The sequence below is a fragment of the Intrasporangium flavum genome (assembly GCF_001956915.1).
In the GTDB taxonomy this organism is placed as follows: domain Bacteria; phylum Actinomycetota; class Actinomycetes; order Actinomycetales; family Dermatophilaceae; genus Monashia; species Monashia flava.
Genome location: NZ_MLJO01000021.1, coordinates 82,263 through 105,325, shown reverse-complemented (window position 1 = coordinate 105,325; position 23,063 = coordinate 82,263). Strand labels below are relative to the sequence as shown.

General features: G+C 70.6%; 23 protein-coding genes and 1 tRNA gene. 8 read left to right on the top strand and 16 right to left on the bottom strand.

Annotation, left to right across the window (positions count from 1 at the left end):
* Positions 1-21: 21 nt before the first annotated feature.
* Entirely contained in the window at positions 22-1,545 is a 1,524-nt protein-coding gene (exaC, locus tag BIV28_RS15630; protein WP_076263344.1) for an acetaldehyde dehydrogenase ExaC, read from the bottom strand.
* Between the two features lie 102 nt (positions 1,546-1,647).
* Complete coding sequence (locus tag BIV28_RS15625; RefSeq protein ID WP_076263342.1) at positions 1,648-2,889, bottom strand: helix-turn-helix domain-containing protein; 1,242 nt, start codon at positions 2,887-2,889, stop codon at positions 1,648-1,650.
* A gap of 153 nt (positions 2,890-3,042) precedes the next feature.
* Here BIV28_RS15625 and BIV28_RS15620 point away from each other — a divergent pair, with 153 nt between their 5' ends.
* Positions 3,043-3,783: a hypothetical protein gene (locus tag BIV28_RS15620; protein WP_076263340.1), complete on the top strand. Its 741-nt coding sequence runs from the start codon at positions 3,043-3,045 to the stop codon at positions 3,781-3,783.
* A 93-nt stretch (positions 3,784-3,876) separates the two neighbouring features.
* Here the strand turns inward: BIV28_RS15620 and rpmG are convergent, their stop codons facing one another.
* The 6 genes from rpmG to BIV28_RS15590 form a co-directional block, all read right to left on the bottom strand.
* On the bottom strand, positions 3,877-4,044 hold the full coding sequence (gene rpmG / locus BIV28_RS15615) for a 50S ribosomal protein L33 (protein ID WP_076263338.1): 168 nt from the start codon (positions 4,042-4,044) through the stop codon (positions 3,877-3,879).
* Between the two features lie 90 nt (positions 4,045-4,134).
* Positions 4,135-5,064, bottom strand: coding sequence for an ABC transporter substrate-binding protein (locus BIV28_RS15610; RefSeq protein ID WP_076263336.1), 930 nt, complete (start codon positions 5,062-5,064; stop codon positions 4,135-4,137).
* A gap of 35 nt (positions 5,065-5,099) precedes the next feature.
* Positions 5,100-5,903: an ABC transporter permease gene (locus BIV28_RS15605; protein ID WP_083707401.1), complete on the bottom strand. Its 804-nt coding sequence runs from the start codon at positions 5,901-5,903 to the stop codon at positions 5,100-5,102.
* Positions 5,900-6,544: an ABC transporter permease gene (locus BIV28_RS15600; RefSeq protein WP_076263334.1), complete on the bottom strand. Its 645-nt coding sequence runs from the start codon at positions 6,542-6,544 to the stop codon at positions 5,900-5,902. Before BIV28_RS15600 ends, BIV28_RS15605 begins: the two co-directional genes overlap by 4 nt.
* Positions 6,544-7,776 carry an ABC transporter ATP-binding protein gene (locus BIV28_RS15595; protein ID WP_083707400.1) on the bottom strand — a complete coding sequence of 411 codons (1,233 nt, stop codon included), beginning with the start codon at positions 7,774-7,776 and terminating at the stop codon, positions 6,544-6,546. Before BIV28_RS15595 ends, BIV28_RS15600 begins: the two co-directional genes overlap by 1 nt.
* Positions 7,773-8,540 carry an IclR family transcriptional regulator gene (locus BIV28_RS15590; RefSeq protein ID WP_083707399.1) on the bottom strand — a complete coding sequence of 256 codons (768 nt, stop codon included), beginning with the start codon at positions 8,538-8,540 and terminating at the stop codon, positions 7,773-7,775. The genes BIV28_RS15595 and BIV28_RS15590 overlap by 4 nt, the downstream gene beginning before the upstream one ends.
* Positions 8,541-8,776: 236 nt before the next feature.
* Between BIV28_RS15590 and BIV28_RS15585 the strand changes: the two genes are divergently transcribed.
* Entirely contained in the window at positions 8,777-10,225 is a 1,449-nt protein-coding gene (locus BIV28_RS15585) for an aromatic amino acid ammonia-lyase (RefSeq protein ID WP_076263332.1), read from the top strand.
* 125 nt (positions 10,226-10,350) lie between these two features.
* On the opposite strand, the gene BIV28_RS15580 is transcribed toward BIV28_RS15585, so the two are convergent.
* On the bottom strand, positions 10,351-11,112 hold the full coding sequence (locus BIV28_RS15580) for an alpha/beta hydrolase (protein ID WP_076263330.1): 762 nt from the start codon (positions 11,110-11,112) through the stop codon (positions 10,351-10,353).
* Positions 11,109-11,687, bottom strand: a complete 579-nt coding sequence (gene dcd, locus BIV28_RS15575; protein WP_076263329.1) for a dCTP deaminase — start codon at positions 11,685-11,687, stop codon at positions 11,109-11,111. The genes BIV28_RS15580 and dcd overlap by 4 nt, the downstream gene beginning before the upstream one ends.
* 82 nt (positions 11,688-11,769) lie before the next feature.
* Between dcd and BIV28_RS15570 the strand changes: the two genes are divergently transcribed.
* Positions 11,770-13,275 (top strand): AAA family ATPase, encoded by a 1,506-nt coding sequence (locus BIV28_RS15570; protein ID WP_083707398.1) that lies wholly within the window; start codon positions 11,770-11,772, stop codon positions 13,273-13,275.
* A gap of 4 nt (positions 13,276-13,279) precedes the next feature.
* Here BIV28_RS15570 and BIV28_RS15565 read toward each other — a convergent pair whose 3' ends face one another.
* Together BIV28_RS15565 and BIV28_RS15560 are read right to left on the bottom strand one after the other, a co-directional pair.
* A complete protein-coding gene (locus tag BIV28_RS15565) occupies positions 13,280-14,140 on the bottom strand; it encodes an SMP-30/gluconolactonase/LRE family protein (RefSeq protein ID WP_076263327.1) in 861 nt (286 codons plus the stop codon).
* The gene (locus BIV28_RS15560) at positions 14,137-14,568 is read right to left on the bottom strand and encodes a hypothetical protein (protein ID WP_076263325.1); all 432 of its coding nucleotides are present in this window, start codon (positions 14,566-14,568) and stop codon (positions 14,137-14,139) included. The genes BIV28_RS15565 and BIV28_RS15560 overlap by 4 nt, the downstream gene beginning before the upstream one ends.
* Before the next feature lie 108 nt (positions 14,569-14,676).
* On the opposite strand from BIV28_RS15560, the gene BIV28_RS15555 reads away from it, so the two are divergent.
* Positions 14,677-14,750: transfer RNA gene (locus BIV28_RS15555), tRNA-Gly, on the top strand.
* 89 nt (positions 14,751-14,839) lie between these two features.
* On the opposite strand, the gene BIV28_RS19785 is transcribed toward BIV28_RS15555, so the two are convergent.
* The gene (locus BIV28_RS19785) at positions 14,840-15,169 is read right to left on the bottom strand and encodes a tyrosine-type recombinase/integrase (RefSeq protein ID WP_242653078.1); all 330 of its coding nucleotides are present in this window, start codon (positions 15,167-15,169) and stop codon (positions 14,840-14,842) included.
* Between the two features lie 370 nt (positions 15,170-15,539).
* Between BIV28_RS19785 and BIV28_RS15545 the strand changes: the two genes are divergently transcribed.
* On the top strand, positions 15,540-16,604 hold the full coding sequence (locus BIV28_RS15545) for a DUF3800 domain-containing protein (RefSeq protein ID WP_076263324.1): 1,065 nt from the start codon (positions 15,540-15,542) through the stop codon (positions 16,602-16,604).
* Between the two features lie 18 nt (positions 16,605-16,622).
* Here the strand turns inward: BIV28_RS15545 and BIV28_RS15540 are convergent, their stop codons facing one another.
* The 3 genes from BIV28_RS15540 to BIV28_RS15530 form a co-directional block, all read right to left on the bottom strand.
* The gene (locus BIV28_RS15540; protein WP_076263322.1) at positions 16,623-18,665 is read right to left on the bottom strand and encodes an ATP-binding protein; all 2,043 of its coding nucleotides are present in this window, start codon (positions 18,663-18,665) and stop codon (positions 16,623-16,625) included.
* Positions 18,666-19,168: 503 nt separating this feature from the next.
* Positions 19,169-19,843, bottom strand: coding sequence for a hypothetical protein (locus tag BIV28_RS20075; RefSeq protein WP_207556026.1), 675 nt, complete (start codon positions 19,841-19,843; stop codon positions 19,169-19,171).
* A 295-nt stretch (positions 19,844-20,138) separates the two neighbouring features.
* On the bottom strand, positions 20,139-20,714 hold the full coding sequence (locus BIV28_RS15530; RefSeq protein ID WP_207556025.1) for a hypothetical protein: 576 nt from the start codon (positions 20,712-20,714) through the stop codon (positions 20,139-20,141).
* Positions 20,715-21,179: 465 nt separating this feature from the next.
* On the opposite strand from BIV28_RS15530, the gene BIV28_RS15525 reads away from it, so the two are divergent.
* The 3 genes from BIV28_RS15525 to BIV28_RS15515 are packed head-to-tail and all read left to right on the top strand — an operon-like array spanning position 21,180 to position 23,013.
* Positions 21,180-21,383: a hypothetical protein gene (locus tag BIV28_RS15525; RefSeq protein WP_076263319.1), complete on the top strand. Its 204-nt coding sequence runs from the start codon at positions 21,180-21,182 to the stop codon at positions 21,381-21,383.
* The gene (locus BIV28_RS15520) at positions 21,380-22,024 is read left to right on the top strand and encodes a cytochrome b N-terminal domain-containing protein (protein WP_076263317.1); all 645 of its coding nucleotides are present in this window, start codon (positions 21,380-21,382) and stop codon (positions 22,022-22,024) included. The genes BIV28_RS15525 and BIV28_RS15520 overlap by 4 nt, the downstream gene beginning before the upstream one ends.
* Positions 22,021-23,013: a hypothetical protein gene (locus tag BIV28_RS15515; RefSeq protein WP_076263316.1), complete on the top strand. Its 993-nt coding sequence runs from the start codon at positions 22,021-22,023 to the stop codon at positions 23,011-23,013. The genes BIV28_RS15520 and BIV28_RS15515 overlap by 4 nt, the downstream gene beginning before the upstream one ends.
* Positions 23,014-23,063 lie beyond the last annotated feature (50 nt).

Genomic DNA, 23,063 nt, shown 5'->3' with positions numbered 1-23,063 from the left:
TCCGGTCGTCGTGCCGGCCCGTCAGAAGAAGCCGAGCGGGTCGGGCGAGTAGGAGACGAGGAGGTTCTTCGTCTGCTGGTAGTGGTCGAGCATCATCTTGTGGTTCTCGCGGCCGATGCCCGACTGCTTGTAGCCACCGAAGGCGGCGTGCGCCGGGTACTGGTGGTAGCAGTTGGTCCACACGCGACCGGCCTTGATGCCGCGGCCCATCCGGTAGGCGCGCGAGCCGTCGCGGGTCCAGACGCCGGCACCGAGCCCGTAGAGGGTGTCGTTGGCGATCGACAGCGCGGCGGCCTCGTCCTCGAAGCTCGTCAGCGAGACCACCGGGCCGAAGATCTCCTCCTGGAAGATCCGCATCGAGTTGTCGCCCTCGAAGACGGTCGGCGCGACGTAGTAGCCCTCGGCGAGGTCGCCGTCGAGCACGTTGCGGCCGCCGCCGGTGAGGACCTTGGCGCCCTCCTGCCGGCCGATGTCGAGGTAGGACAGGATCTTCTCGAGCTGGTCGTTGCTCGCCTGGGCGCCCATCGTCGTCTCGGTGTCGAGCGGGTTGCCCTGCTTGATCTTCTCGACCCGGGCCACGGCGTCGGGCACGAAGTCGCTGTAGATCGAGCGCTGCACGAGCGCGCGCGACGGGCAGGTGCAGACCTCGCCCTGGTTGAGCGCGAACATCGTGAAGCCCTCGAGTGCCTTGTCGTAGAAGGCGTCCCGCTCCTGGGCGACGTCCTCGAAGAAGACGTTCGGGCTCTTGCCGCCCAGCTCGAGGGTGACCGGGATGATGTTCTGCGACGCGTACTGCATGATGAGCCGGCCGGTCGTCGTCTCGCCCGTGAAGGCGATCTTGGCGATGCGGGGGGAGGAGGCGAGCGGCTTGCCGGCCTCGACGCCGAAGCCGTTGACGACGTTGACGACGCCCGGGGGCAGCAGGTCGCCGATGAGCTCGACGACCTTGAGGATCGACCACGGCGTCTGCTCGGCCGGCTTGAGCACGACGGCGTTGCCGGCCGCTAGAGCGGGCGCGAGCTTCCACACGGCCATGAGGATCGGGAAGTTCCACGGGATGATCTGACCGACGACGCCGAGCGGCTCGTGGAAGTGGTAGGCGACGGTGTTCTCGTCGATCTCCGAGCTCGAGCCCTCCTGTCCCCGAAGGACACCCGCGAAGTAGCGGAAGTGGTCGACGGCGAGGGGCAGGTCGGCGGCGAGGGTCTCGCGGACCGCCTTGCCGTTCTCCCACGTCTCGGCCACGGCGAGCATCTCGAGGTTCTCCTCGAGGCGGTCGGCGATCCGGTTGAGGATGAGCGAGCGCTCGCCGAGGCTCGTGCGGCCCCAGGCCGGCGCGGCGGCGTGGGCGGCGTCGAGGGCCGACTCGATGTCCTCCTCGGTGCCGCGGGCGATCTCGCAGAACGGCTTGCCGTTGACCGGCGAGACGTTCTCGAACCAGAGGCCCTTCTTCGGGTCGACCCAGTTGCCACCGATGAAGTGGCCGTACCGGTCCTGGAGCGAGACGAGCGAGTCGGCCGATCCGGGCGGGGCGTAGGTGGTCATGTCGTTCTCCCAACGTCCTTGGTGGTGTCCCCGAAGCGGGGTTGGCAGGACGCTAGGCAACGCAACGTTGCAACCACGTTGCGTCGTGGGAGGGACGACGGGTCAGGGGGCGCCGAGCTCGCGGTCGAGGCGGTTCAGCTGGTTCTGCACGAGCGGCAGCAGCGGTGACGACGGACCGAGCAGGGCCGCTTGGGCCTGCCACATCTCGTAGTCGTCGGCGCCGGTCGCCGACCGGGTCCACGCCGACATGAGGTCGGGCCGCCCGCTCGTGAGGACGGCACGGCGGACGTCACCCCCGACGCTCTCGCGCAGCCGCACGACGCCCGGCGCCGCCGAGCGCGGCAGCAGCGGCCCGCGGTAGGCCCGCATCGCACTGGCGACGTCGCCGGCCGCGAGGTGCGCCTCGACGCCGAGCCAGTCGCCCGAGAGCTCGGCCACGAGCCGGTAGGGCCGCGAGGCGAGCAGGTCCTCCCCCAGCAGCGCCCGGAGCCGACCCATCTCGACCCGGAGCGTCGAGGCGCTGCTGTCCTCCTCGTAGAGCAGCACCGCGAGCTCGTCGCCGGACAGGCCGCGCGGCGCCGAGGCGAGCAGGAGCAGGATCTCGCTGTGCCGCGGGCTGAGCCGGAGCGTCCGGCGGTGGCCGCGTCCGTCGTCGACGGTGAGCAGCGCGTCGTTGCGCCCGAGCGCCTCGAGGAGCACGCCGAGACCACCGTGCGCGGTCGGCTGGGCCGACGCGTGCCGGGCGCTGACGAGCAGCTCGCGGGCCAGCTCGGACTCGGCCATCCGGGCCGCGGCCCGGACCATGGCCATCGTCTGCGGCGCGACGATGTCGTCGCCGCCGGTGATGTCGAGGACCCCGAGGACGCTCTGGTCGCTCGGGTCGTGGATCGTCGTCGCCGCACAGCTCCAGCGCTGGACCGACCGGCGGAAGTGCTCGGCGCCGATGACGTTGACCGGGCGGTCGAGACGCAGAGCCACGCCCGGGGCATTGGTGCCGGCGAGCCGCTCGTCCCAGTTGCTGCCCTCGACGAACCCGATGCTCTCGGTGCGGCGCAACGTGCTCGGTGACCCGCACACCCAGAGCAGCTGGCCCGCGGCGTCGGCCACCGCCATGACGGCGTCGCAGTCACGCGCCGCCTGGCCCAGGACGTCGTCGAGCAGCGGAAAGACGCGGGCCAGCGGGTGAGCCTCGCGGTGGTCGCGCAGCGCGTCGGCCGGCAGCGTGATCGGCGCGTCGACGGTGTCGACGTGCACGCCCGCGGCAGCCGAGCGCACCCAGGAGTCGGCCACGTGGGCGCGGACGCCCGCGCCCTCGGCGTCGTCCCCGTTGCCACCGTCGGCCATGGCCCGATTGTGCACACGGATCGGCCCGCCGGACAGGGCTCGTCCGCAGAACGGGGTGGCGAGGCTTGACGAAAGGGTGGTCAACGCGCCGGATCAGGCGCACCATGAAGAGGTCCGCCCGAAGAATCGTCAGGAGCCAGCCGAGGAGCGACCATGTCACGACGAGCCGCATTCGTGCCCGACGGGGTGCCCGTACTGTCCCGTGGCCGGCACCGGAACCCCCGCAAGGGCGCCTGCTTCATGGAGATGGCCTCGTTCCTGGCCGGCGAGCGGTGGAGCGACCACCCGGCCTGCACCCATCCGGTGCTCGCCACGCTCGCCCGCTGCGTCAACGACATGCTCGACGAGCCCAACCGCCAGCGCCTCGTGACGATGGTGCCCGAGGTCGTCGGCCTCAACCCGAGCGACCCCCGCGCGACGACGGCGATCGTGCTCAGCACGGCGCGCGCCGCCCTGCCCGTGTCGGCCGAGGAGCGCCAGAACGCCATGGCCATCGCGATCCTCAACGCCGAGGGCATCCTGGCCGAGCAGGACGGCCGCGAGCCCGGACGCCTCTCCGCCGCCTCCCGGGCCGCCCTCACCACGGCGCCCGCCGCCGAACGCTGGGCCCGGATCACCCTGGCACGCATGGGCTTCAACTCCGCGGCCCTGCGCCCCTCGAACGCGGCACGCATCGTGGCGCTCGGCGTCGACGGCGTGGCCCGCGCCTGCATCGACGACCCGGAGGACCGCCTCGTGCAGATGCTGCGCAACGGCATCGACGCAGCCAAGGCCTTCGTGCCCGTCCCGACGCCGACGGTCGCCGTCCCGTGGACCCCACCGGCCGCGGCACCACGCCCGGTCACCCGGCCGGCACCGGCCCCGACGCAGGACCGGACGGCCACCCGCTCCTGAGGTCGGACCCGCAGACACGACGCGGCCGCGTCCCCGAGGTGGGGACGCGGCCGCGTCGTGCTGTGCGGGTGCCGCGTGCGTGACCCGGCGGGGTCAGCGGGTCTCGCGGAAGTCGACGTGCTCCCGGGCGACCGGGTCGAACTTGCGGAGCACGAGCCGGTCGGGGTTCGTGCGGCGGTTCTTGCGCGTCACGTAGCTGTACCCGGTGCCCGCCGTCGACCGCAGGGTGACGACGGGGCGAAGGTCGGTGTGCTTGGCCAAGGGGACTGCTCCTCTGCTCTCTCGGGCGGGTGGTCACCCACCGTTGATGAGAACCGTTCTCGCCCCGGCGTCATTCCCGACGGACGCCGGTCAGCCGAGGCCGGCCTGCTTGAGGAAGTCCGCGGCGACCTGGTCGGCGTCCTTCTTGTCGATGACGACCTGCTTGACGAGCCCGGCCAGCGTCGAGGTGTCGAGCTTGGCCGACACCGCGTTGAGGGCCGAGGAGACGGTGTCGTTGACCTTGGACTTCGTGATGAGCGGGACGACGTTCTGGGCCGCGAAGAACGACTTGGGGTCATCGAGCACGACGAACCCGTTCGCCGGGATGTTCGGGTCGGTCGTGAAGAGGTTGGCCGCCTGGACCTGGCCGTTCTTCAGCGCCTGGACCGTGAGGGGGCCACCGGCGTCGAGCGGCTTGAACTCCTTGAAGGTCAGGCCGTAGACCTTCTTGAGGCCGGGCACGCCGGACTCGCGGGTCTTCCACTCCGGCGGGCCGCCGAGCACGAGGTCCTTGGCCACCGGCCCGAGGTCGGCGATCGTCTTGAGGTTGTACTTCGTCGCGGTGTCCTTGGTGACGACGACGGCGTCCTTGTCCTCGGCCGCCGACTTCTCGAGCACCTGCAGCCCGGTCGGGAGCGCGGCCTTGAGCTCGTCGTAGACCGCCTGCGAGTCGGACGCCTTGGCCGACTTGTTGAAGTACTGGTCGAGGACACCGGTGTACTCGGGGACGAGGTCGATCGAGCCGTCCTGCAGGGCCGGGATGTAGGTCTCGCGGCTGCCGATGTTCGGCTTCGTGTCGACGGTGACGCCCTTGGCCTTGAGGGCCCCGGCGTAGATGTCCATGAGCAGCTCGGACTCCGGGAAGTTCGCCGACCCGACGACGATGGTGCCGCTGGGGGCCTTCGAACCCGCGCCGGTGGGCTGGTCGAGGGGGCTGCCTCCACTGCTCGACCCGCAAGCCGCGAGGCCGGCCAGAGCCAGGGCGGAGACCGCCGTGAGGATGGTCTTGCTGTGCGTCATGCTCTTCTCTTTCCTGTGGGCGCTGGGCCTGGGGATCAGCTGACGGTGCCGACCGTCGTGGTCGTGCTGGTGGGTGACTCGGTGGTGGGGTGCGGGCCGGGCTGCGTCGTGGTCTCTGGTTCGGTCCCTGCCGTCGTACCCGCCCCGGGCCGGCCGCGGCTGGTGCGGAACCGTCCGGTGATGCCGCGTGAGACGGCGAAGCGCTGGACGACGGCGGCGACGAGGTCGATGACGAGGGCCAGGGCGGCGACGAGGACGGCACCGGAGGCCATCTGGGGGTAGTCGCGGACCGCCAGACCATCGATGAGGAAACGACCGAGGCCGCCGAGCCCGACCGTCGCCGCGATGGTCGCGGTGGCCACGACCTGGAGCAGTGCCGAGCGCAGTCCCGAGAAGATCAGTGGGAGCGCACACGGCACCTCAACCTTGAACAGCACCTGCCAGCCCCGCATTCCCATGCCACGCGCCGCGTCGCGGGCCGCGGGGTCGACCTCGTCGATGCCGGCGTAGGTGCCCGCGAGGATCGGCGGGATCGCCAGCACGACGAGCACGATGAGGCTCGGCAGCAGGAACGCGAGGTCGCCGGTGAGGTTCGGCCCGAGCCACAGCACGATGAAGAAGAGCAGGCCGAGGGTCGGGATGGCGCGGGCGAACCCCGAGATGTTGACGACGGCGAACTTGCCGCGTCCGGTGTGGCCCACCCACATGCCGGCCGGGATCGCGATGACCGCCGCGATGCCGGTGGCGAGGAACACGTACTGCAGGTGCTCGAGGAGCCGCTGGACGATGTCGTCGCGGTTGGCGGGGTCGGTGAGCCAAGCGAGGATGTCGTTGATCATGACGCGGCCCTCGCTCGGGTCCAGGGCGTGAGCAACCGGGTGACGACGACGATGATGACGTCGAAGAGCAGCGCCAGCACGCCGCACGCGATGATGCCCGTGACGATGGGGGCGAAGAAGGCGCGGTTGAAGCCGTCGGTGAACAGCGACCCCAGCTGCTCGACGCCGATGATGGCCGCGACGCTGACGATGCTGACGTTGCTGACGGCGGCCACGCGCAGGCCCGCCGAGATGACGGGCACGGCCAGCGGCAGCTCGACGCCGAGGAGCCGGCGGACGGGACGGTAGCCCATGGCGTTGGCCGAGAGCCGCACGTCGTCGGGGATCGCGCCGAGGCCGTCGGCGACCGTGCGGACGAGCAGCGCGACGGTGTAGACGGTCATGGCCACGAGGACGTTGACAGGATCGAGGATCCTCGTGTGCAGGATGCCGGGGAGCAGGATGAACACGGCCAGCGAGGGCAGCGTGTAGAGCAGCCCGGTGCCGACGATGAGCGGCGGGTAGGCCCACGAGAACCGACGCGCCAGCCACCCCAGCGGGAGCGCGACGAGCAGGCCGAGCACGAGCGGGACGCCGGCGAGGTAGGCGTGGATGACGAACAGGCGCCACACGTCGTCGAGGTGCGAGGTGAACCAGTCCATCAGCGGGCCTTCGGCTCCGTGGCGATGGGGTCACCGGGTCCCCCGGATTCGGCGGACTCGGCGGGCTGGGCGGGCTCGGCGGACTCGGCGGACTCGGCGGGCTCGCCGGAGGACTCGTGACGCTCGGCGTCGGCGGCGGCCCGCTCGCGAGCCGCGCTCGCCTCGATGGGCGCGATGAGGTCGCGGGCCCGGACCGTGCCGACGAAGACCCCGTCGGGCCCGACGATGACGCCACGCCCCGACGGCGCCGACAGTGCGGCGTCGAGGGCCTGCCGCAGTGGGCCGTCGGTGGAGGCCACGGTGCCGCCCCGGTGGAGCGCGTCGCGCGAGACCGAACCGTCGACGCGGTCCGGCTCGACCCACCCGACAGGGCGGTCGTCGTCGTCGAGGACGAGGACCCAGCGGTCGTCGGTGACCGCTCGCAGCTCGTCGACCGTCGCGCCGAGGCGGACCGTCGGCTCGGCGCTCGTCGGGAAGGGCGCCGTGCGGAAGCCGAGCGTGCGGTAACCACGATCGCGCCCGACGAAGTCGGCCACGAAGTCGTCGACGGGCTGCGACAGCAGCTCCTCGGGCGCGGCGAGCTGGGCGAGCCGGCCACCGACGCGCAGGACCGCCACCTGGTCGCCGAGCTTGATGGCCTCGTCGATGTCGTGGGTGACGAAGACGATCGTCTTGCCGATCTCGCTCTGCAGGCGCAGGAACTCCTCCTGCAGCTGCTCGCGGACGATGGGGTCGACGGCGCTGAACGGCTCGTCCATGAGCATGACCGGCGGGTCGGCCGCGAGGGCGCGGGCGACGCCGACGCGCTGCTGCTGCCCGCCGGACAGCTGCGAGGGGTAGCGCTTGGCGAACGACTGCGGCAGCCCGACACGGTCCATGAGCTCGAGCGCGCGGCTCGTCGCCTTGGCCTTGTCCCACCCGAGCAGCAGCGGGACGGTCGTGATGTTCGCGAGGATCGTGCGGTGCGGGAACAGCCCGGCGTGCTGGATGACGTAGCCGATCCCGCGGCGCAGCTCGGCGGCGTCGATGGTGGAGGTGTCGCGGTCGTCGATGAGGATGCGGCCGCCCGTCGGCTCGATCATCCGGTTGATCATCCGCAGCGAGGTGGTCTTGCCGCACCCGGACGGCCCGACGAGCACCGTGATCTTGCCGGTGGGCGCCGTCAGGCTGAGTGCGTCGACGGCGAGGGTGCCGTCGGGGTACTCCTTGGTCACTGACTCGAACCGGATCATCGGCTCGTCACCTCATTCGTGTGGTGGGTCGGGAACAGGGTTCGCGCGATCGTCCGAGCCTCCGCGGCGACGGCCTCGCCGACGTCACGACTTCGTTTCTGGTCCAGACGATACGAGGGTCCGACGACATTGATGGCTCCGGCGATGCCGCCGAGCCACGCGATGGGGGCCGCGATGGCCGTGACGTCCTCCTCGACCTTCGAGCGGACCACGACATACCCACATTCAGGGGTCCGGCCCTGCAGGGCCGCGCCGATGGCCGTGCGGTCGACCGGGACCGTGCGCCCGACCCAGCCCGCGTGGCGGATCGAGAAGGTGCCCTCGGCCATCGCGATGTAGACGGCCTCGTCGGGCCGGCCCGCGATGCCGAGGTAGGCCGACTCGCCGCACTCGACGCTGAGCCGGCGCAGCGCCGGCTCAGCGACCTTGACCATCTGGTTGCGTCCGAGCGCGACCGCGCCGAACCGGAAGGCCAGGGACCCGGGGTGGAAGTCGCCGCCCTCGTCGCGGCTGACGAAGTCGAGGACCTCGAGGGTGCGCAGGAGGCGCAGGGCCGTCGTCGGGGAGAGCCCGACGGCCTTGGCGCACTCCGACAGGCTCGTCGGAGCCGCCTCGCAGACGTGCGCGAGCAGGCCGAGCGCGCGCTCGACGGAGCGGGTCCCGGCGGCGCCGGGGGCCGAGGCCCCGCGTCCGGCACCGGCCGAGGGGTGGCCTGCCGTGCGGACGGAGGTCCGGACGGCGGTGGGGCGAGTGGGTCGTGTCATGCGTGACACCTCGTCGTGCGATCGGGAGGGGCCGTGCCACATTTCATTTGGTGGCACGCCTTTGCTGCACAGTGGCAGTCTGGCACACTGCGAAGTCAGAGCAACACCCTCTCGAACGAGGAATCTCACGCCGGGACGCGAGACGCCGGACGCCGTGGCACCGCCACACAGCGACCCCGCGACGCCGCGACACCGGACCCGAGACCCCCGAGGACCTGGGAAGCCGAGGACCGCGCATGACCATCACCCTGACGGGACAGCAGCTCACGGTCGCCGACGTCGAGGCCCTCGGCCGCCGCGTCGACTTCGCCGTCGACGCCGACGCGGCCGCGGGCGTCGGCCGTGCCGCACGGGCCGCGCAGGCCGTGGCGGCGGTCCGGCCCGTGTACGGCAGGACCTCCGGCGTGGGCGCCAACCGCGACCGGATCAGCGCCTCACCGCGACCCGGACGCGCCCTGCTGCGCAGCCACAGCGCGGGGTGGGGCGAGCCGTTCCCCGAGGCCACCGTGCGCAGCGCCCTCGCGATCCGCGTCAACCAGCTCCTCGCCGGGGCGTCCGGCGCGAGCAGCACCCTGCTCGACGCGCTCGTCGACACGGTCCGTGCAGACGACGGGCAGCTGCCCGTCGTGCACCGGCGGGGCGCCATCGGCACCGGCGACCTCACCGCCCTGGCCGAGGTCGGCCTGACGCTGCTCGGCGAGCGCCCCCGGGGCGACGGCACGCTCGGCTCCCCGGCGCACCTCGACGACGCCGACGCGCTCCCCCTCATGTCGAGCAGCGCCTTCACCCTCGCCGAGGCCGCCCTCGGCTGCGCCGAGCTCGCGCGGCTCGCCGAGGTGGCCATGGCCGTGTGCGCGCTGTCGTTCGTCGCGCTGCGCGGCAACCCCGAGGCGTTCGGGCCGGCCGTCGCCAGCGTCACCCCGTTCCCCGGTGCCGTCACGGCGGCCGCCACGGTCATGAGGCTGGTGCGTGCCGACATGGTCGAGCCCGCGCAGATCCAGGACTTCTTCGGGCTGCGCACCTTTCCGCAGGTGCACGGGCCCTTCCTCGACCAGCTCGACGACCTGCGCCACGTGGTCGAGGCGCTCGTCAACACCGGCGGCGAGAATCCTGCTGTCCTGCAAGCAGATCCGCCCACCGTCGCCCACCACGGCGGCTTCCACCAGGCCTACCTCGCGCTCGCGGTCGACGCCTCCCTGCTCGCCCTCGTGGGCTCCGCCCACACGATCGCCTCCCGCATCTCCCACCTGCTCACCGACCCGGCGAGCGGGCTCCCCCGGTTCCTCGCCGGGCCTGAGGCGGGGTCCTCCGGGCTGCTCATCCTCGAGTACGGCGCGGCGTCGGCCATGGCCCTGATCCGCGAGGCCGCGTCGGCGGCACGCTCGATCCAGTGGGTGTCGGTCTCGGCCGGCGTCGAGGACGGCGCGAGCCACGCCTCGGTGTCCACGGCGCGCCTCGCCGAGGCCGCCGACGCCTACCGCCAGCTCATCGCGCTGGAGCTCGTCGCCGCGGTCCGCGCGGTCGGGCTGAGCGGGCGCCCGGTGTCCGGCGAGCTGGCCGGGCTGATGGACCGGTGCGCGCACCTCATCGCCGAGGTCGACGACCACGACCTCGCACCGAGCGTCGCGGCCGCCGTCGACGTCGTCGGCCACTGGGTCGCCGCGACGCCGCTGCCCTTCCCCTGAGAACGCGGCGGATCTGGCCCGAGCACCGCGCCAACTCCGCCACGGCGCACGTCGCGCGGCGGATCAGGCCTGAGCACCACGCCAACTCCGCCACGGCGCACGTCCCGCGCCGGACGCGTCGGGGCTCAGATGTCGATGACGACGCCCCCGGAGTGGACGATCTGGGCCACGACGGCCCCCTCGGGTCCGGTCGGCGGCTCCTCGGCGTGGCCGAGCTCGGCGGCGAAGGTGGCCGCCACCACGCCGGTGACGAGACGGGTCCAGAGCGGCCAGCGCACGAGCATCGCGTGGTCGCCGCGCTCGACGCGCACGAGCGAGGCGTCGAGCCCGTCGGCCTGCATCCGCTCGACGAGGGAGCGCGACCGGCTCAGTCCGCAGATGATGTCGCGGTCGCCGTGGATGAGGACAGTGCGCTGCGCGGCTCCCGGCGCCGGGTCACCCGGCTCGATCCACGGCGCGAGGCCGATGACGAGACGGACGTCGGGCTCGCTGCCGACGTGCAGGGCGGTGCGACCACCCATCGAGTGGCCGACGACCCCGATCGGCACGCCGGGGTAGGCCTCGCGCAGCTCGCGCAGGGCCCACTCCGTGTCGAGCACCGGCATCGCGTCGGCGCCGTTCCAGCCCCGCACCCGGAACCGGAGCCGGGCCACGGCCACCGGGCCGGGGACGCGGGTGGCCAGGGCCCGGGCGAACGGCACGAGGCGCGCTACGTTGTGCGACCACGGCCGGTTCGGCTCGAAGCCGTCGATGGCGCCGCCGTGCAGGACGAGCACGACGACCCGCGCGTCCGCCGGACGCGCGTGCCACACGAGCGTCGCGAGCGGGAGGCCGTCCTCGGTGGGCGGGGCGTCGACGCGGGCCGGGCCCTCGAGCGTCGCGCTCACACCTGCGTCCGGTGGAAGTTCTGGAACGACCGGCTCGCGGTGGGGCCGCGCTGGCCCTGGTAGTGCGAGCCGTACTTGCCTGAGCCGTAAGGGTTCTCGCTCGGGCTGCTGAGCCGGAAGAAGCACAGCTGGCCGATCTTCATGCCCGGATAGAGCATGATCGGCAGCGTCGCGACGTTCGACAGCTCGAGCGTGACGTGGCCGGAGAACCCGGGGTCGACGAAGCCGGCCGTCGCGTGGGTCAGCAGGCCGAGCCGGCCGAGGGAGCTCTTGCCCTCGACGCGCGCCGCGAGGTCGTCGGGCAGGGTGACGGTCTCGAGCGTCGAGCCGAGGACGAACTCGCCCGGGTGCAGGACGAAACCCTCCTCCTCGGGGCCCACCTCGACGAGGCGCGTCAGCTCGGGCTGCTCGGCCGCCGGGTCGATGTAGGGGTACTTGTGGTTGTCGAAGAGCCGGAAGAACTTGTCGAGCCGGACGTCGACGCTCGACGGCTGGACCATGTTCTCGTCCCACGGGTCGAGCACGACGCGACCGGCGTCGACCTCGGCCCGGATGTCCTTGTCGGAGAGCAGCACGGGTCGAGGCTACCGTGCGGGCCCCGGTCGGTCCGGGCGCCGCTCACCCCCGCGCGGCGGCATCACCACCTACCGTTGGGTCATGACGGAGCAGTCAGGGGGCGAGGTCGAGCAGACCCGCGAGTTCACGGTCCAGTTCCAGCGGCTCATCCGGCGGATGCTCGAGGACCTGCCCGACGACAGTGGGGGCGACGCGCTCGAACCGGTCCTCACCGAGCACCTCGGCGTCCCGTCCGCCGGGCTGCCGGTCGTCAGCGAGCCGGTCCCGCACCACCGGGCCGTCGACGCCGACCTCGCGCTCGAGGCCGTCGCCGGGGACGACGCGCACGCCAGGGTCATCGGCCTCTCCGGCGACATGCGCCACCACCTGACGCTCGGCGACATCCTCCAGCACGGCCCGCGCGGGCCGGTCCGGGTGGGGCAGGTGGACTACGACCGGCTCGACACCGGCCCGGCCGCCGACCAGGTGCGCCAGGTCATCACGTCGGGCATCTGGCTGCTGCGCTTCGAGGGCCGCCCTGCCGCCGTCCGCGTCCAGGGCAGCGCGCCCCAGTACGGGCGGCAGGAGGGACGCCTCGAGGTGCTCGCGCCCGACCGCGACGCCGCCGACGCCCTCGTGACCCGACTCCGCGAACTCATGGACGAGCTGAGCGTGCTGCGCGGCAAGGTCGTCACCCTCGTCGACGAGCCGTTCGGCCACGGCTTCGCCGGCATCACCTTCGTGCCCAGGCCCGACGTCGACGCGAGCGCCGTGGTGCTCCCGGACGGGTTGCTCGACCGGGTCGTCCACCACGTCGTCGGCATGGGCGAGCACCGCAGCCGGCTGCGCGACGCCGGTCAGCACCTCAAGCGCGGGGTCCTGCTCTACGGCCCGCCCGGCACCGGCAAGACGCACACGATCCGCCACCTGCTCGCCCGCACCCCGGGCACGACCGCCGTGCTCCTCGCGGGTGGCTCGCTGCGCCACATCCACGCCGCCGCCAGCATCGCCCGCGCCCACCAGCCAGCCATCGTCGTCCTCGAGGACTGCGACCTGGTCGCCGAGGACCGGTCCTTCGGCATGGGCCCGTCGCCGCTCCTCTTCGAGGTCCTCGACACCCTGGACGGGCTCGACGCCGACGCGGACGTCGCGTTCCTGCTGACGACCAACCGGGTGGAGGACCTCGAGGTCGCGCTCGCCCAGCGCCCGGGCCGGGTCGACCTCGCGGCCGAGATCCCGCTGCCGGACGCCGAGGGCCGCCTCGCGCTGCTGCGCCTCTACGGCGGGCACCTCTTCAGCGCCGAGGCGATGTCGACCGCCACGGCCCGCACGGAGGGGACGACCGCCTCGTTCACCAAGGAGCTGGTGCGCCGAGCCGTCCTCGCCGCGGCCATCGCCGACGAGCCCCCGGCCGACGACCACCTCGGGATCGCCCTCGACGAGCTGCTGTCGGACGGCGAGCGCCTGACGCGCAGCCTGCTCGGCGTCGACCCGGGCGCCGGTGACGACGCGGAGCCCGGCCCCGCGCCGTTCCCGCCGGCAGGTCGTCCGCGTCGTGGCGGCTTCCACGCCTACGCCCCGGGAGGTGGCGCGGCCTACCGCGGCTGAGGCGTCAGCCCGCGAAGGGCAGCACCGGCCGCCCGGGCACGGCGACGCGCACCCGGAAGACCGAGCCGGCCTCGGGCTCAGGCTCGCTGAGGTTCTCCCGCGACGTCGTGACGTAGAGGTCGCACAGGTCGTCGCCGCCGAACGCGCACGCCGTCGTGAGCCGCGCCGGCACCTCGACCTCGGCGAGCACCTCGCCCGACGGCGCCACGCAGCGGACGCGTCCGGCCCCGTTGAGCGCGACCCACACGTTGCCCGCGGAGTCGACGGCCAGTCCGTCGGGGTGGCCGACGTCGGCGGTGTGGAAGGGCCGGCGGCCCGTCAGCTCGCCGTCGACGACGTCGAAGACGTCGGTGCGCCCGGTCGGGGTGTCGTCGTAGTAGGCGAGGGCGCCGTCGGGCGAGAAGTCGATGCCGTTGGAGATCGTGACGTCGGGCAGGACGGTCGTGACGCGTCCGTCGGGGTCGACGCGGTAGAGGCGGGCGCCGCCCGGGGTGCGGTCGTAGGGCATCGAGCCGCAGAGCAGCCGGCCCTGCGGGTCGCAGCCGCCCTCGTTCATCCGCACCGACGGGTCGTCCCACAGCGTCAGCCACGGCGTCGGCTCGGCGTCGGGGTCGTCGGCGAGGGCGAGGCCGCGCTCGGTGCCGACGACGTAGCCGCCCCTCGTCCGCGGCCGGACGAACGCCGCGACCTCGCCGACGTGGAGGGAGGCCACCGAGCCGTCGGCATGCAGCGTCAGGACGTCGCCGGCGAGCATGTCGACCCAGCGCAGTCCGCCCCACGACGGCGACCAGACGGGGCCCTCGGCGTGGTAGCAGAGGGGCGCCGTGACCTGCTCGGGTCGCGACCGGACGAGGCGCTCGCTCATTCCCACCACACCCCGACGTAGTGGTGGCCGTCGGGCATCGCGGGGGCGTCGACGAGCCAGTCCACCTGGGTGGACGGGCCGCCGCTCGGGCTGGTCTCGGCGTCGATGGTCATGGCGTCGACCTCCTCGGGCATCAGCGTCGTGATGACGGCGACCCCACTGGCGTAGGGCCATTCGTCGTCGGGGTAGGTCTGGAACTCGAGCGCGTCGAGCTCGACGCGCACGTCGTGCACCTCGGGCTGCTCGCGCAGGGCGAAGAGGACGCGTCGGACCGCTTCGAGGGGCATGGACTCGTCGCGGTTGGGCGCGATGCACCACTCGCAGTCGTTGCCGTCGAAGAACTGCTCGAGGGTGACCGCGACCTGCGTGGAGTCACCGCCGCGGGCCCGGGCGTGCTCGACGAGGGCGGTCTGCTTGGCGAGGTCCATGGTGGTGTCGGGCCTTGGGGAGACGGTGCGTGGAGGTGGTGGAGCGTCGGCTACACTGACGCCGCGTGCCGCCTCACGCCCCTCGCGGGGCACCTGCCGGCGGCCCGTGCGAGCGTAGCTCAATGGTAGAGCGCCAGCTTCCCAAGCTGGATACGCGGGTTCGATTCCCGTCGCTCGCTCCACACCAAAGCCGCAGGTCAGGACACGTCTCCCGACCTGCGGCTTTATCTATGGGGCGGAGCCCTTGGTGGCGCGTGCAACGAACGTGCAATTACGTGCCGTCGTCCACGTCCTGCGACGCGGGTCCCCGGTGCGCGGCGACCAGGTCGTTGAGGCGGTCCGCTAGCGCGCGCGACCGGGACTCTGTGGCGTGCTGGTAGATGAGTGCGGCCCGCATCGTCGAGTGCCCCATCCGGTGCATCAGCTCTCGCGTCGAGGCCCCCGACTGGGCGACGAGGTGGTTGCCCGTGTGGCGCAGGTCGTGGAAGTGGAAGCCCTCGGGGAGCCCCGCAGCCGCGAGGGCCTGCGCCCACCCGACGTTGGCTCGCCAGTTGCCACGACGTGGGGTGGCGCCCGCAGCCTGGACCACTGCGGACGACATGCTCGCGCCTAGAGCCCTGGTCTCCTCAGCAAGCCGACCGACGGCCGACAGATGGGCCCAACGGTGACCTGAACCCGCGATCCAATCCCGCGCAAGCTCCTCAGCCGTCGACTCGCTCCACATCCGAGAATCATCCCGGATCTGGCACGCTGCTCACCTGCTGGGCTTCCAGTCCGAAACCTTCGTGCGCAGGACTCCCGGTCTGCCGGCGGGCAGGGCGAGCATCTGGAAGGCATCCTTAAGGCTCGTGGCGTCGATCGGAGGTAGGTGATCGGCAAGTGGTCGGCCGGGCGCGCGGTAAATCACAGCCGGATGGTTAGCCTATGCGGCAGACTGACCCCCGGTACCGTCAGGGAAAGGTCCAAGTTTAATGCGCAGCACCGCGTCGACTTTAATGCGCAGCACCGCGTCGACGGTCGAGGTCGCCTGTGACGAGTCCGGAAACGACGGCGAGAACCTGTTCGGCGGCCACTCAACGGTCTTCGCGCACGGAAGCGTGGCCATTGCGCTCGCGCAAGCCGAGAGCCTCATGGCAGAGCTTCGGCATCGGACGAACGCCCAATCGGCGGAGTTGAAGTCGAAGGACCTTCTCAGGCCCAAGAATCTGCGCTCCGCGCAGTGGCTGCTGCGCCACCCCGCGGTCGCGGGCAATGCGTTGGTCACCCTGACGGAGAAGCGTTACTTCCTGACGTGCAAGCTGTTCGATTCCACCGTCGAGGAGCAGATGCACTCGGCTGGAGTCGACATCTACGCGGACGACCAGGCGCTCCGGCTCGCGATGTTCCTGTACTCCCGGGCAGGGGAGGAGCTCGGGCCGAAGTGGGACGAGACCCTCGACACGTACAACCGTCTGCTCCGCTCGCCCGACGAAGCCGAGATCCGGAGACACCTCGCCACTCTTCGCGCACAGCTCATCGCCGTGGGCCGGGAGTGCTCAGGCCTCCTCAACAACATCATCTGCATGATCTGGGGAGGAACCGATCACCTACTGTCTCTCGCCCGCCAGCAGGCTGGCTTGGACGCGAGTGAGAAGCTCCGAACCCTTGATCCGGTGATCTCCGCGATCGGCCAGACTGCCCGCAACTGGGGCGAGCGTTCTGGTCAGGATGTGATCGTGGTGCACGACCAGGCGAAGGTGCTGACCCCGAAGACCATCGAGTACATCAAGTACCACCTGGCAAGGCCCGACTTTGTTGCCCCCTCACTTGCAGGCGGCGGGGTCGTCGTCAAAGCCATTCATCAGGTCGACTCGAAGACCGACGCCAGAGTGCAGGTAGCGGACGTAGTGGCCGGGGTCGGGCGTGCTGTCGCAGAGCGGGCGCTCCGCGGGGAAAGCCATCCCCTGCGGCAGGACTTGCAGCCCATGATTGATCCGCTGTCCATTTGGGGCGACGTTAGTTCCTGGGTGATCATGCACCCGACCGTCGACGGCTAACCGCTCAAAGCGGTCCGACTAGCTGGACGGCAAGCCCAGCTTGTCGAAGAACGCCCTGTTGCGCTCCGTGGCCGAGTTGACCAGCCCGTCGAAGCTCATGACCTCGATGTACGCCCTCGCCGAGTCGTTGAAGCCGAAGTACCCGAGGCCGTCGTGGGTCGGCCGCAGATTCGAGATCTCGCATCGCTCGATCATCTTGTCCGTGAGATCGGCGACGATATAGCAGAACGCCGGCGGGTCTTGCGTCGGCGGGATGGGCCGCCCCGTCGCGGTGAGCACTCCTCCAGCCCGTATCCGCTTCACGTAGTCGAGGCACTGCTGAATCGGGTTTTTGTCCTCAGTGGCGTCCTTGCGCATCGGGCGTTTGATCTCGACCACGACGATCGACGGCAGCGGCAACTTCCGCCCCTCGGCGGCGAGTACCGGCGAGTCCATGAGCCGCGTTGCGAGGATGTCGGGCTCCCTGGTGGACTCGGACCCCGTTACCGGCATGCTCTTCAGCGTCTTGTCGGAGGCTAGGTAGTCGTGGAACGCGAGCCTCTCGTCGATGATCCACAGGTTCGACGCGTCGGAGGTGAGCTCGTTGGACTCCGTCCGCATCGGCACGATCAGCGAGTGAATCGCGTCCTCCCGGCTGTACTTCCCGTCCTTGTCGGCGCGGATCAGCCGTCCGAGCAGGTCGAGCACGGTCCTGCGGCGCGAGACGTAGGCAGCGAGGTCCGACTGGTTGATCTCACTGACGGTCGCGAGGTAGGCGGCGAGTCGCTCCGCGTAGTCCTCCGCCGGCTCTGCCTCGGCCTCCGCGAAGATCACCTGCCCCTGCACGAACGCCTCGGACTCGATCTTCTGCAGATGCCGATGGAGCTGAAGCTCGAGATCCTGGTCCTTGACGGCCGGATCAACCGTGATGCCGCGCTCCTCGATCTTGGCTAGAACGGGCCGATATCGCGGCGCGCGCTTGGTCACGAATTCATGGACTCGCTGCTTACCCTCCTCACGGGCCGACTCGAGGGGGTCCTTCAGGATTCTCCCGACTTCCTCGAAGACAGCATCGCGGATGTCGTCCAGCGAGAGATCGTCGATCAGTGGCTGACCAGGGACGCGGTCGCTGATGTCGAAGGCCGTGCGGTCGGCGCGGACGCGCTCATCGAGGAAGTCCGAGGTCAGATAGCACGCGTAGACGAACTCACCTGAGACATCGTCTTTGAGTTTGCCGTGCAGTCCCGGCACCTTCCCGCTCAGATTCTCCTCGATGACCACCCGGCTCGCCGCGCACCAATGAAGACGGGGCACGGAGTTCCGCGCTGTGGCCTTGAGCCGGAGGTTGAGCATGTCGAACTTCTGGCCCTTCACCTCGACCGTCGACGACGTCATCGCCGAGTCGACGAACTCCTCCATCAGGGCGGTCAGCGACACTGACTCATCGTCGTCCGCGATGGTCACGACTGGCGCGCCGCCGGGCCGAAGGAAGTACCAGATGCAGTGCTCGAACACCTCGCGCGCGATGGCATCCACGCCCTTGGGTGCGTGCTGCTGGAACGACTTCTTGAAGCCCTCGAGGCTCACGACCGCGCCGGGCCGAGCGAATCCGTCCGCGTCGCCGTCATGCTCGACCTCGTGCTCGACGGAGAACTTGAACTGCCGTCCCCGGAGTTCCCCCTTTTCGTCCTCGTAAGCGCTTCGGACCGACACCTTTTCGAAGGCCTTCAGCCACAGAAGCCGACCGACCCCGCGGCAGCCGAGGTTCGACTTGTAGTCGCTGTCCAAAGTCTCGAAAGAGGACATGTTCTGCGCCGTGAATCCCACGCCGTCGTCCGCGATGGTGAAGCCGACGATCGGCTTCATGGGCGCGCGCCCGGGGTGGGCTGGGCCAAAATCGAGCTCTGCCTGAGAGTCTCGGTGCACCCTCACATCGATCCGACCGGGCTCGTCGGAGCCGTCGGGCCGCGCGTCGATCGCCTGGATGCCGTTGACGATCGCCTCGAGGAGAGGCAGGAGCGCATGGCTCTTCGGGAGGCTCGTGTTTCGAACCCGGCCTGCCAAGGATGTGGTCAGCGCCACGATGCCCCCTTCTCTCGTGCGTCCTCGGCAACCTATCCGAGCGCGACGACATCCGGCGGCCGAACCCAGTGGCAACTAATGCCGCGGATCGGTCGTACCAATGTGCCCGCGGAACCGCCGCGGGTTTTCCGGCCGCAGTTGCAAGCCGACGACCTCCTCATTGCTGGGCAGGGCTCTAAGAGATCAAGGGCGCGGCTCCGCCGCGCCAACCGACTGGCTCAGGCCGGCTCACGGCAGGGACCCCCGCGCTTCGGCGCTGGCGCGCCTACGCGCACCCCCACCGCTCACCGGCCCCGCCACCCGGCGACCAGGAGAAACGCTGTGGTTCCTCACGGGGCAACTAACCTCCGAGTCGCCGACCCGACGCTTGAGCATCCGCCCGACTCCGGACTGCGTCAACGGCGCTTCGCGTCACTACGTGATGACCTCCGGCCACCGTTGACCCAGCCACTCCGTCGGGCTCTTGTGCTCCGCTATGGGTTCGGTGACTCTTCCTGGTCGACTTAAGGCGCCGATCGCGGGGGACGTGTGCCAAATACCCCGCCAACAACCCCGCCCCAGACGATCTTGCGCTGCAGCCCACGCAGCAAGGTGAGCGTGGCCGAGTCGGTGTACCCCGTGGTGGTCTCCCAGTCCCAGCCAGAGCCGACCACGTCGCTCACAAACACGATCTCCGTTGCAAGCAGCGCTCTCGTCCAGTCCGTTCGACTCACGGCCTGTCCGGCGGCAATGGCCGCGCCGATCCTGCGGCCTTCCTCGAACAGGTCGGCCACACCTTGGAAGCCCATGGCCTGCGCCAACTCCTCCGTGCAATTGGCAGGGCCGCCCCACTCGCCCAGCCCTCTACGGAGTAGCTCACGCTCGTCATCGCTGAGACGGAAGGTGATCGGGATATCCGGGTCATCGCGCCAAGGCTCAGCGTCCTCCGGGTGAGCCGCAAGCCAACTTCCGTTGGATCTCACCCGCCACCTAACGTGCTCGTCATCATCCGACCGAAGGTCAGCAAGGAGCTCCAACGGAAGGTCGCGACGCCAAGCGACTTCCGCGCGGCACTCGGGGTGTTGATCCACGATCTCGCGCCAAACCTCCGGCGCGGCAGGCTCGCGAAGCTTCTTCACACGCTCAAGCGACTGAGGCGCATCCCACCAACGCTTGAACTCCTCCGCTGACTCGATCACGGCGCAATCACAGCACACCCGAGCGGCGGCCCACCTCAGGGCACTGCGGATGCCCGAGAGGCGCCGAGAACCTGGGTGACCAAGTGAGTGACAATCGGTCGGCATCCGGCCGCCCAGCACCGGACGCCAACGGACGCGAACCGTGCTCAGGAATAAGGGAACCCAGACCGTCCGGCGCGGTTCGGGACGAAGACGGTGCGCGACGCATCGGGCCCTATGCCCCCCTCGAGCTGGCCACACCACGGTGCTTGCACTGACTGAAGTTGAAGGCCCATGGCCGGCATCGCGTCCCCCACTACGCCTTCGCGGCGCCTCTGCGGGTGAGTGGAGGAGCTGGCTTGCTGGTAGCGACCTCCTCCGCGCCTCCTTCGATACCTAGGTCAGCCCTGGCCGCCGCCCGGAACTCGATCAGTGCGTGGTCCAGGTTTCTGTAGTCATCGGTCTCCCACGACCAAACGAACGCCTCGGTCCTGCCCCCAACACGCTCAGCAGCAGCTCTTGTCTCCTTGGTGCCCAAGAGCAGAACCTCGTTGAGCGCTCGGCGAAGCTCGCTGAAGTGAGTCTCCAGATCTGGGGGGTCGAGGTAATCGCTCGGACGGTCCTTTCCGGCGAACTCCAGCAGCAAGGCTTCCTGTCTCAAAGACGACGCCTGGTCAATGAGGGCGGCATAAGCCGCGCGTCGCTCTTCATATCTCCGTTCGATGCGGGCTTCCTGTGAGGCCGTGTCGGCGAGCACCTTCTGGTGTGCATGCTCGGCCCGCGCCTGACTCCGGTTGTGGCGATTGGACAACCCCAAAGTGAGCAGTCCAACAATGGCAGGCACCACAACGGCCACGACGTACTTGGTTAGTTCCACAGCCTCAGGTGTCACCCTGGCTCCTTCCGCCTCCGAACCCCTTCGGAGGGCGCTCGGCACACTAGTGGGAGCCGGCTTCCCGTGTCCGGGTTCCGCCGAGTCGGGATCTCGAGGGTGCCAGGTTGAGGGCCCTGCGGGACACCTAGAGCCCACAATGGATGCTTGGCCTCGGCTGCAACCTGCGTGCAACATGGGGCTGACCGCAACGGGTCTTCGTGGGCAGTCACGGTCACCGGGTCGGGCGCGACTCGAACGTGGGGCCCATGGTCGACGGACTTCCCAAGCTGGATACGCGGGTTCGATTCCCGTCGCTCGCTCCAGCACCCAGGCCCCCTGCCCGCTCCGGCGGACAGGGGGCCTGTGACTTTCCCCGCATCCTGCCTCCTACGCGACGTAGTAGTGGATGATCGAAGGGTCACGAACAGCGCAGCGCGTGCCGGGGAGGACACCTCCACTGCTCCGAGAACAAGGAGTCGCGCCATGCTGGTGCTCGCAGCTGACGGCGAGGCCGGGACCTACCTCGACTGGGGTGTCGTCCACGTGTCCCTCGCCAACGTCGTCATCATCGGACTGATGGTCGTCGTCTTCGTGGCGGCCCTGCTCCTCCCCTTCCCGAAGCCGCGCCTCGAGCCCGAGCCCGAGTCGAGAGCCGTCCCCGACACACCGACGGGGGCCCGGCCATGAGCGACACGTGGACCGCGCGGCTGCGCACGCGCATCGAGCGCACCGTCCCGCCCGGCGAGGCGCTGCCCGACCGGCAGCCGGCGTACGTGTCGTCGTGGATCTACGTCTTCGGCGTCCTGACCCTCGCCTCGCTGGCGGTCGTCGTCGTCACCGGCTGCATCCTCGCCCTCGGCGGCGTCGACTGGTGGCACACCTCGTCCACGGGCCACTTCGTCAACAGCCTGCACCTGTGGTCGGTCGAGCTCTTCTTCTTCTTCATGGTCATCCACCTGTGGGGCAAGTTCTGGATGGCCGCCTGGCGCGGCGGTCGCGCGCTGACGTGGGTCACCGGCGTCGTCGCCTTCCTCGTGTCGATCGGCACGGCCTTCACCGGCTACCTCGTGCAGGGCAACTTCGACAGCCAGTGGATCAGCACGCAGGCCAAGGACGGTCTCAACTCCGTCGGGGTCGGGGCCTACTTCAACGTCCTGAACACCGGGCAGATGCTCCTGTTCCACGTGACCCTGCTCCCGCTCGCGGTCGGCGCGATCGCCGTCCTCCACATCGTGCTCGTGCGACGCCACGGCGTCGTGCCGCCGATCGGCGAGGAGCTCGGCGACGACGCCGACAGGACGTCCTCGGAGGAGGTGTCGACATCATGACCACCACCCGGACGCGTCCACCGGACGCACGCGCCACCCATCGGGGCCGACGCCGCACCCCCGACGCCCACTCGTTCCCGACCCGCCCCTACGACCTCGTCAAGGAGTTCGTCATCGCGCTCGTCGGCGTCGTCGTCCTGACGCTGGCGCTGGCCATCGCGTTCGGCTCGCCGGACGAGCGGGCGATCTCGCTGCAGGACTGGGCCCGCACGGCCCCGAACGACGTCGTCACGACGGCCGCGGCGGAGCTCTCGGGCGACAGCACGACCGCGAGCTACGGGCCGCCGTACAACACGGCGTCGGACGGGCAGACGCTCCTCGGGCTGCCCCTGCAGAAGCTGGCCGGCGTCACCTACCCGATCGACGCCGCCCAGGACTTCGTCATCACCCCGCTCCAGTCCGTGGCCGGCGACCCGGCGCTCAGCCTCGCCCTGCGGCGGTGGCGGACGGCCAGCGACGAGCAGCGCACGGCCTGGGCCGGCGCCTACGTCACCGCCCTCGGCGCCGCCCCCGACAGCGACCCGGCCCAGGTGGCCTCCGGCGACTACGGACCCGTACCGACGCTGGCGACGAGCTACCAGAAGGTCGCTGCCACCGGCGGCCTGGAGCAGATGGTCAGCAACGGCTCGTTCTACGGCTTCGACCCGACGCGTCGGCTGCTGCTCCTCGCCGACGGCACCTACCTCGAGGACCAGGCCCGCGCCCGCAGCCTCGGCGGCGACCAGTGGGGGATGATGAACGAGACGGGCAACTACCCCGGGCAGCCGTGGCTGTGGCTCTACACGTTCTGGTACCAGATCCCGCCGTTCAGCACGTCCGACAACGCCGACGCGCTCGTCTGGGGCCTGATGATGGTGCTGTCGCTGCTGCTCGTGCTCCTGCCGTTCATCCCCGGGCTGCGCGACATCCCGCGGCTCGTCCCGCTGCACCGCGTCATCTGGCGCGACTGGTACCGGCGTGGGCACGGGCCGGACGCACCCCGGACGTAGCCGGGCCCAGCCGGGCCCAGCCGGACCCGGCAGGCACAGCCGGTCGAGCC

Bases quoted from the DNA above. Each gene is read 5' to 3' on its own strand.
- BIV28_RS15565 (WP_076263327.1), bottom strand. From the start codon at position 14,140: ATGAGCGAGCGCCTCGTCCGGTCGCGACCCGAGCAGGTCACGGCGCCC.
- BIV28_RS15570 (WP_083707398.1), top strand. From the start codon at position 11,770: ATGACGGAGCAGTCAGGGGGCGAGGTCGAGCAGACCCGCGAGTTCACG.
- BIV28_RS15595 (WP_083707400.1), bottom strand. From the start codon at position 7,776: ATGATCCGGTTCGAGTCAGTGACCAAGGAGTACCCCGACGGCACCCTC.
- BIV28_RS15610 (WP_076263336.1), bottom strand. From the start codon at position 5,064: ATGACGCACAGCAAGACCATCCTCACGGCGGTCTCCGCCCTGGCTCTG.
- BIV28_RS15525 (WP_076263319.1), top strand. From the start codon at position 21,180: ATGCTGGTGCTCGCAGCTGACGGCGAGGCCGGGACCTACCTCGACTGG.
- BIV28_RS15520 (WP_076263317.1), top strand. From the start codon at position 21,380: ATGAGCGACACGTGGACCGCGCGGCTGCGCACGCGCATCGAGCGCACC.
- BIV28_RS15590 (WP_083707399.1), bottom strand. From the start codon at position 8,540: ATGACACGACCCACTCGCCCCACCGCCGTCCGGACCTCCGTCCGCACG.
- BIV28_RS15605 (WP_083707401.1), bottom strand. From the start codon at position 5,903: ATGATCAACGACATCCTCGCTTGGCTCACCGACCCCGCCAACCGCGAC.
- BIV28_RS19785 (WP_242653078.1), bottom strand. From the start codon at position 15,169: ATGTCGTCCGCAGTGGTCCAGGCTGCGGGCGCCACCCCACGTCGTGGC.
- BIV28_RS15515 (WP_076263316.1), top strand. From the start codon at position 22,021: ATGACCACCACCCGGACGCGTCCACCGGACGCACGCGCCACCCATCGG.
- BIV28_RS15625 (WP_076263342.1), bottom strand. From the start codon at position 2,889: ATGGCCGACGGTGGCAACGGGGACGACGCCGAGGGCGCGGGCGTCCGC.
- BIV28_RS15560 (WP_076263325.1), bottom strand. From the start codon at position 14,568: ATGGACCTCGCCAAGCAGACCGCCCTCGTCGAGCACGCCCGGGCCCGC.
- BIV28_RS15620 (WP_076263340.1), top strand. From the start codon at position 3,043: ATGTCACGACGAGCCGCATTCGTGCCCGACGGGGTGCCCGTACTGTCC.
- exaC (WP_076263344.1), bottom strand. From the start codon at position 1,545: ATGACCACCTACGCCCCGCCCGGATCGGCCGACTCGCTCGTCTCGCTC.
- BIV28_RS15600 (WP_076263334.1), bottom strand. From the start codon at position 6,544: ATGGACTGGTTCACCTCGCACCTCGACGACGTGTGGCGCCTGTTCGTC.
- BIV28_RS15585 (WP_076263332.1), top strand. From the start codon at position 8,777: ATGACCATCACCCTGACGGGACAGCAGCTCACGGTCGCCGACGTCGAG.
- BIV28_RS15545 (WP_076263324.1), top strand. From the start codon at position 15,540: ATGCGCAGCACCGCGTCGACTTTAATGCGCAGCACCGCGTCGACGGTC.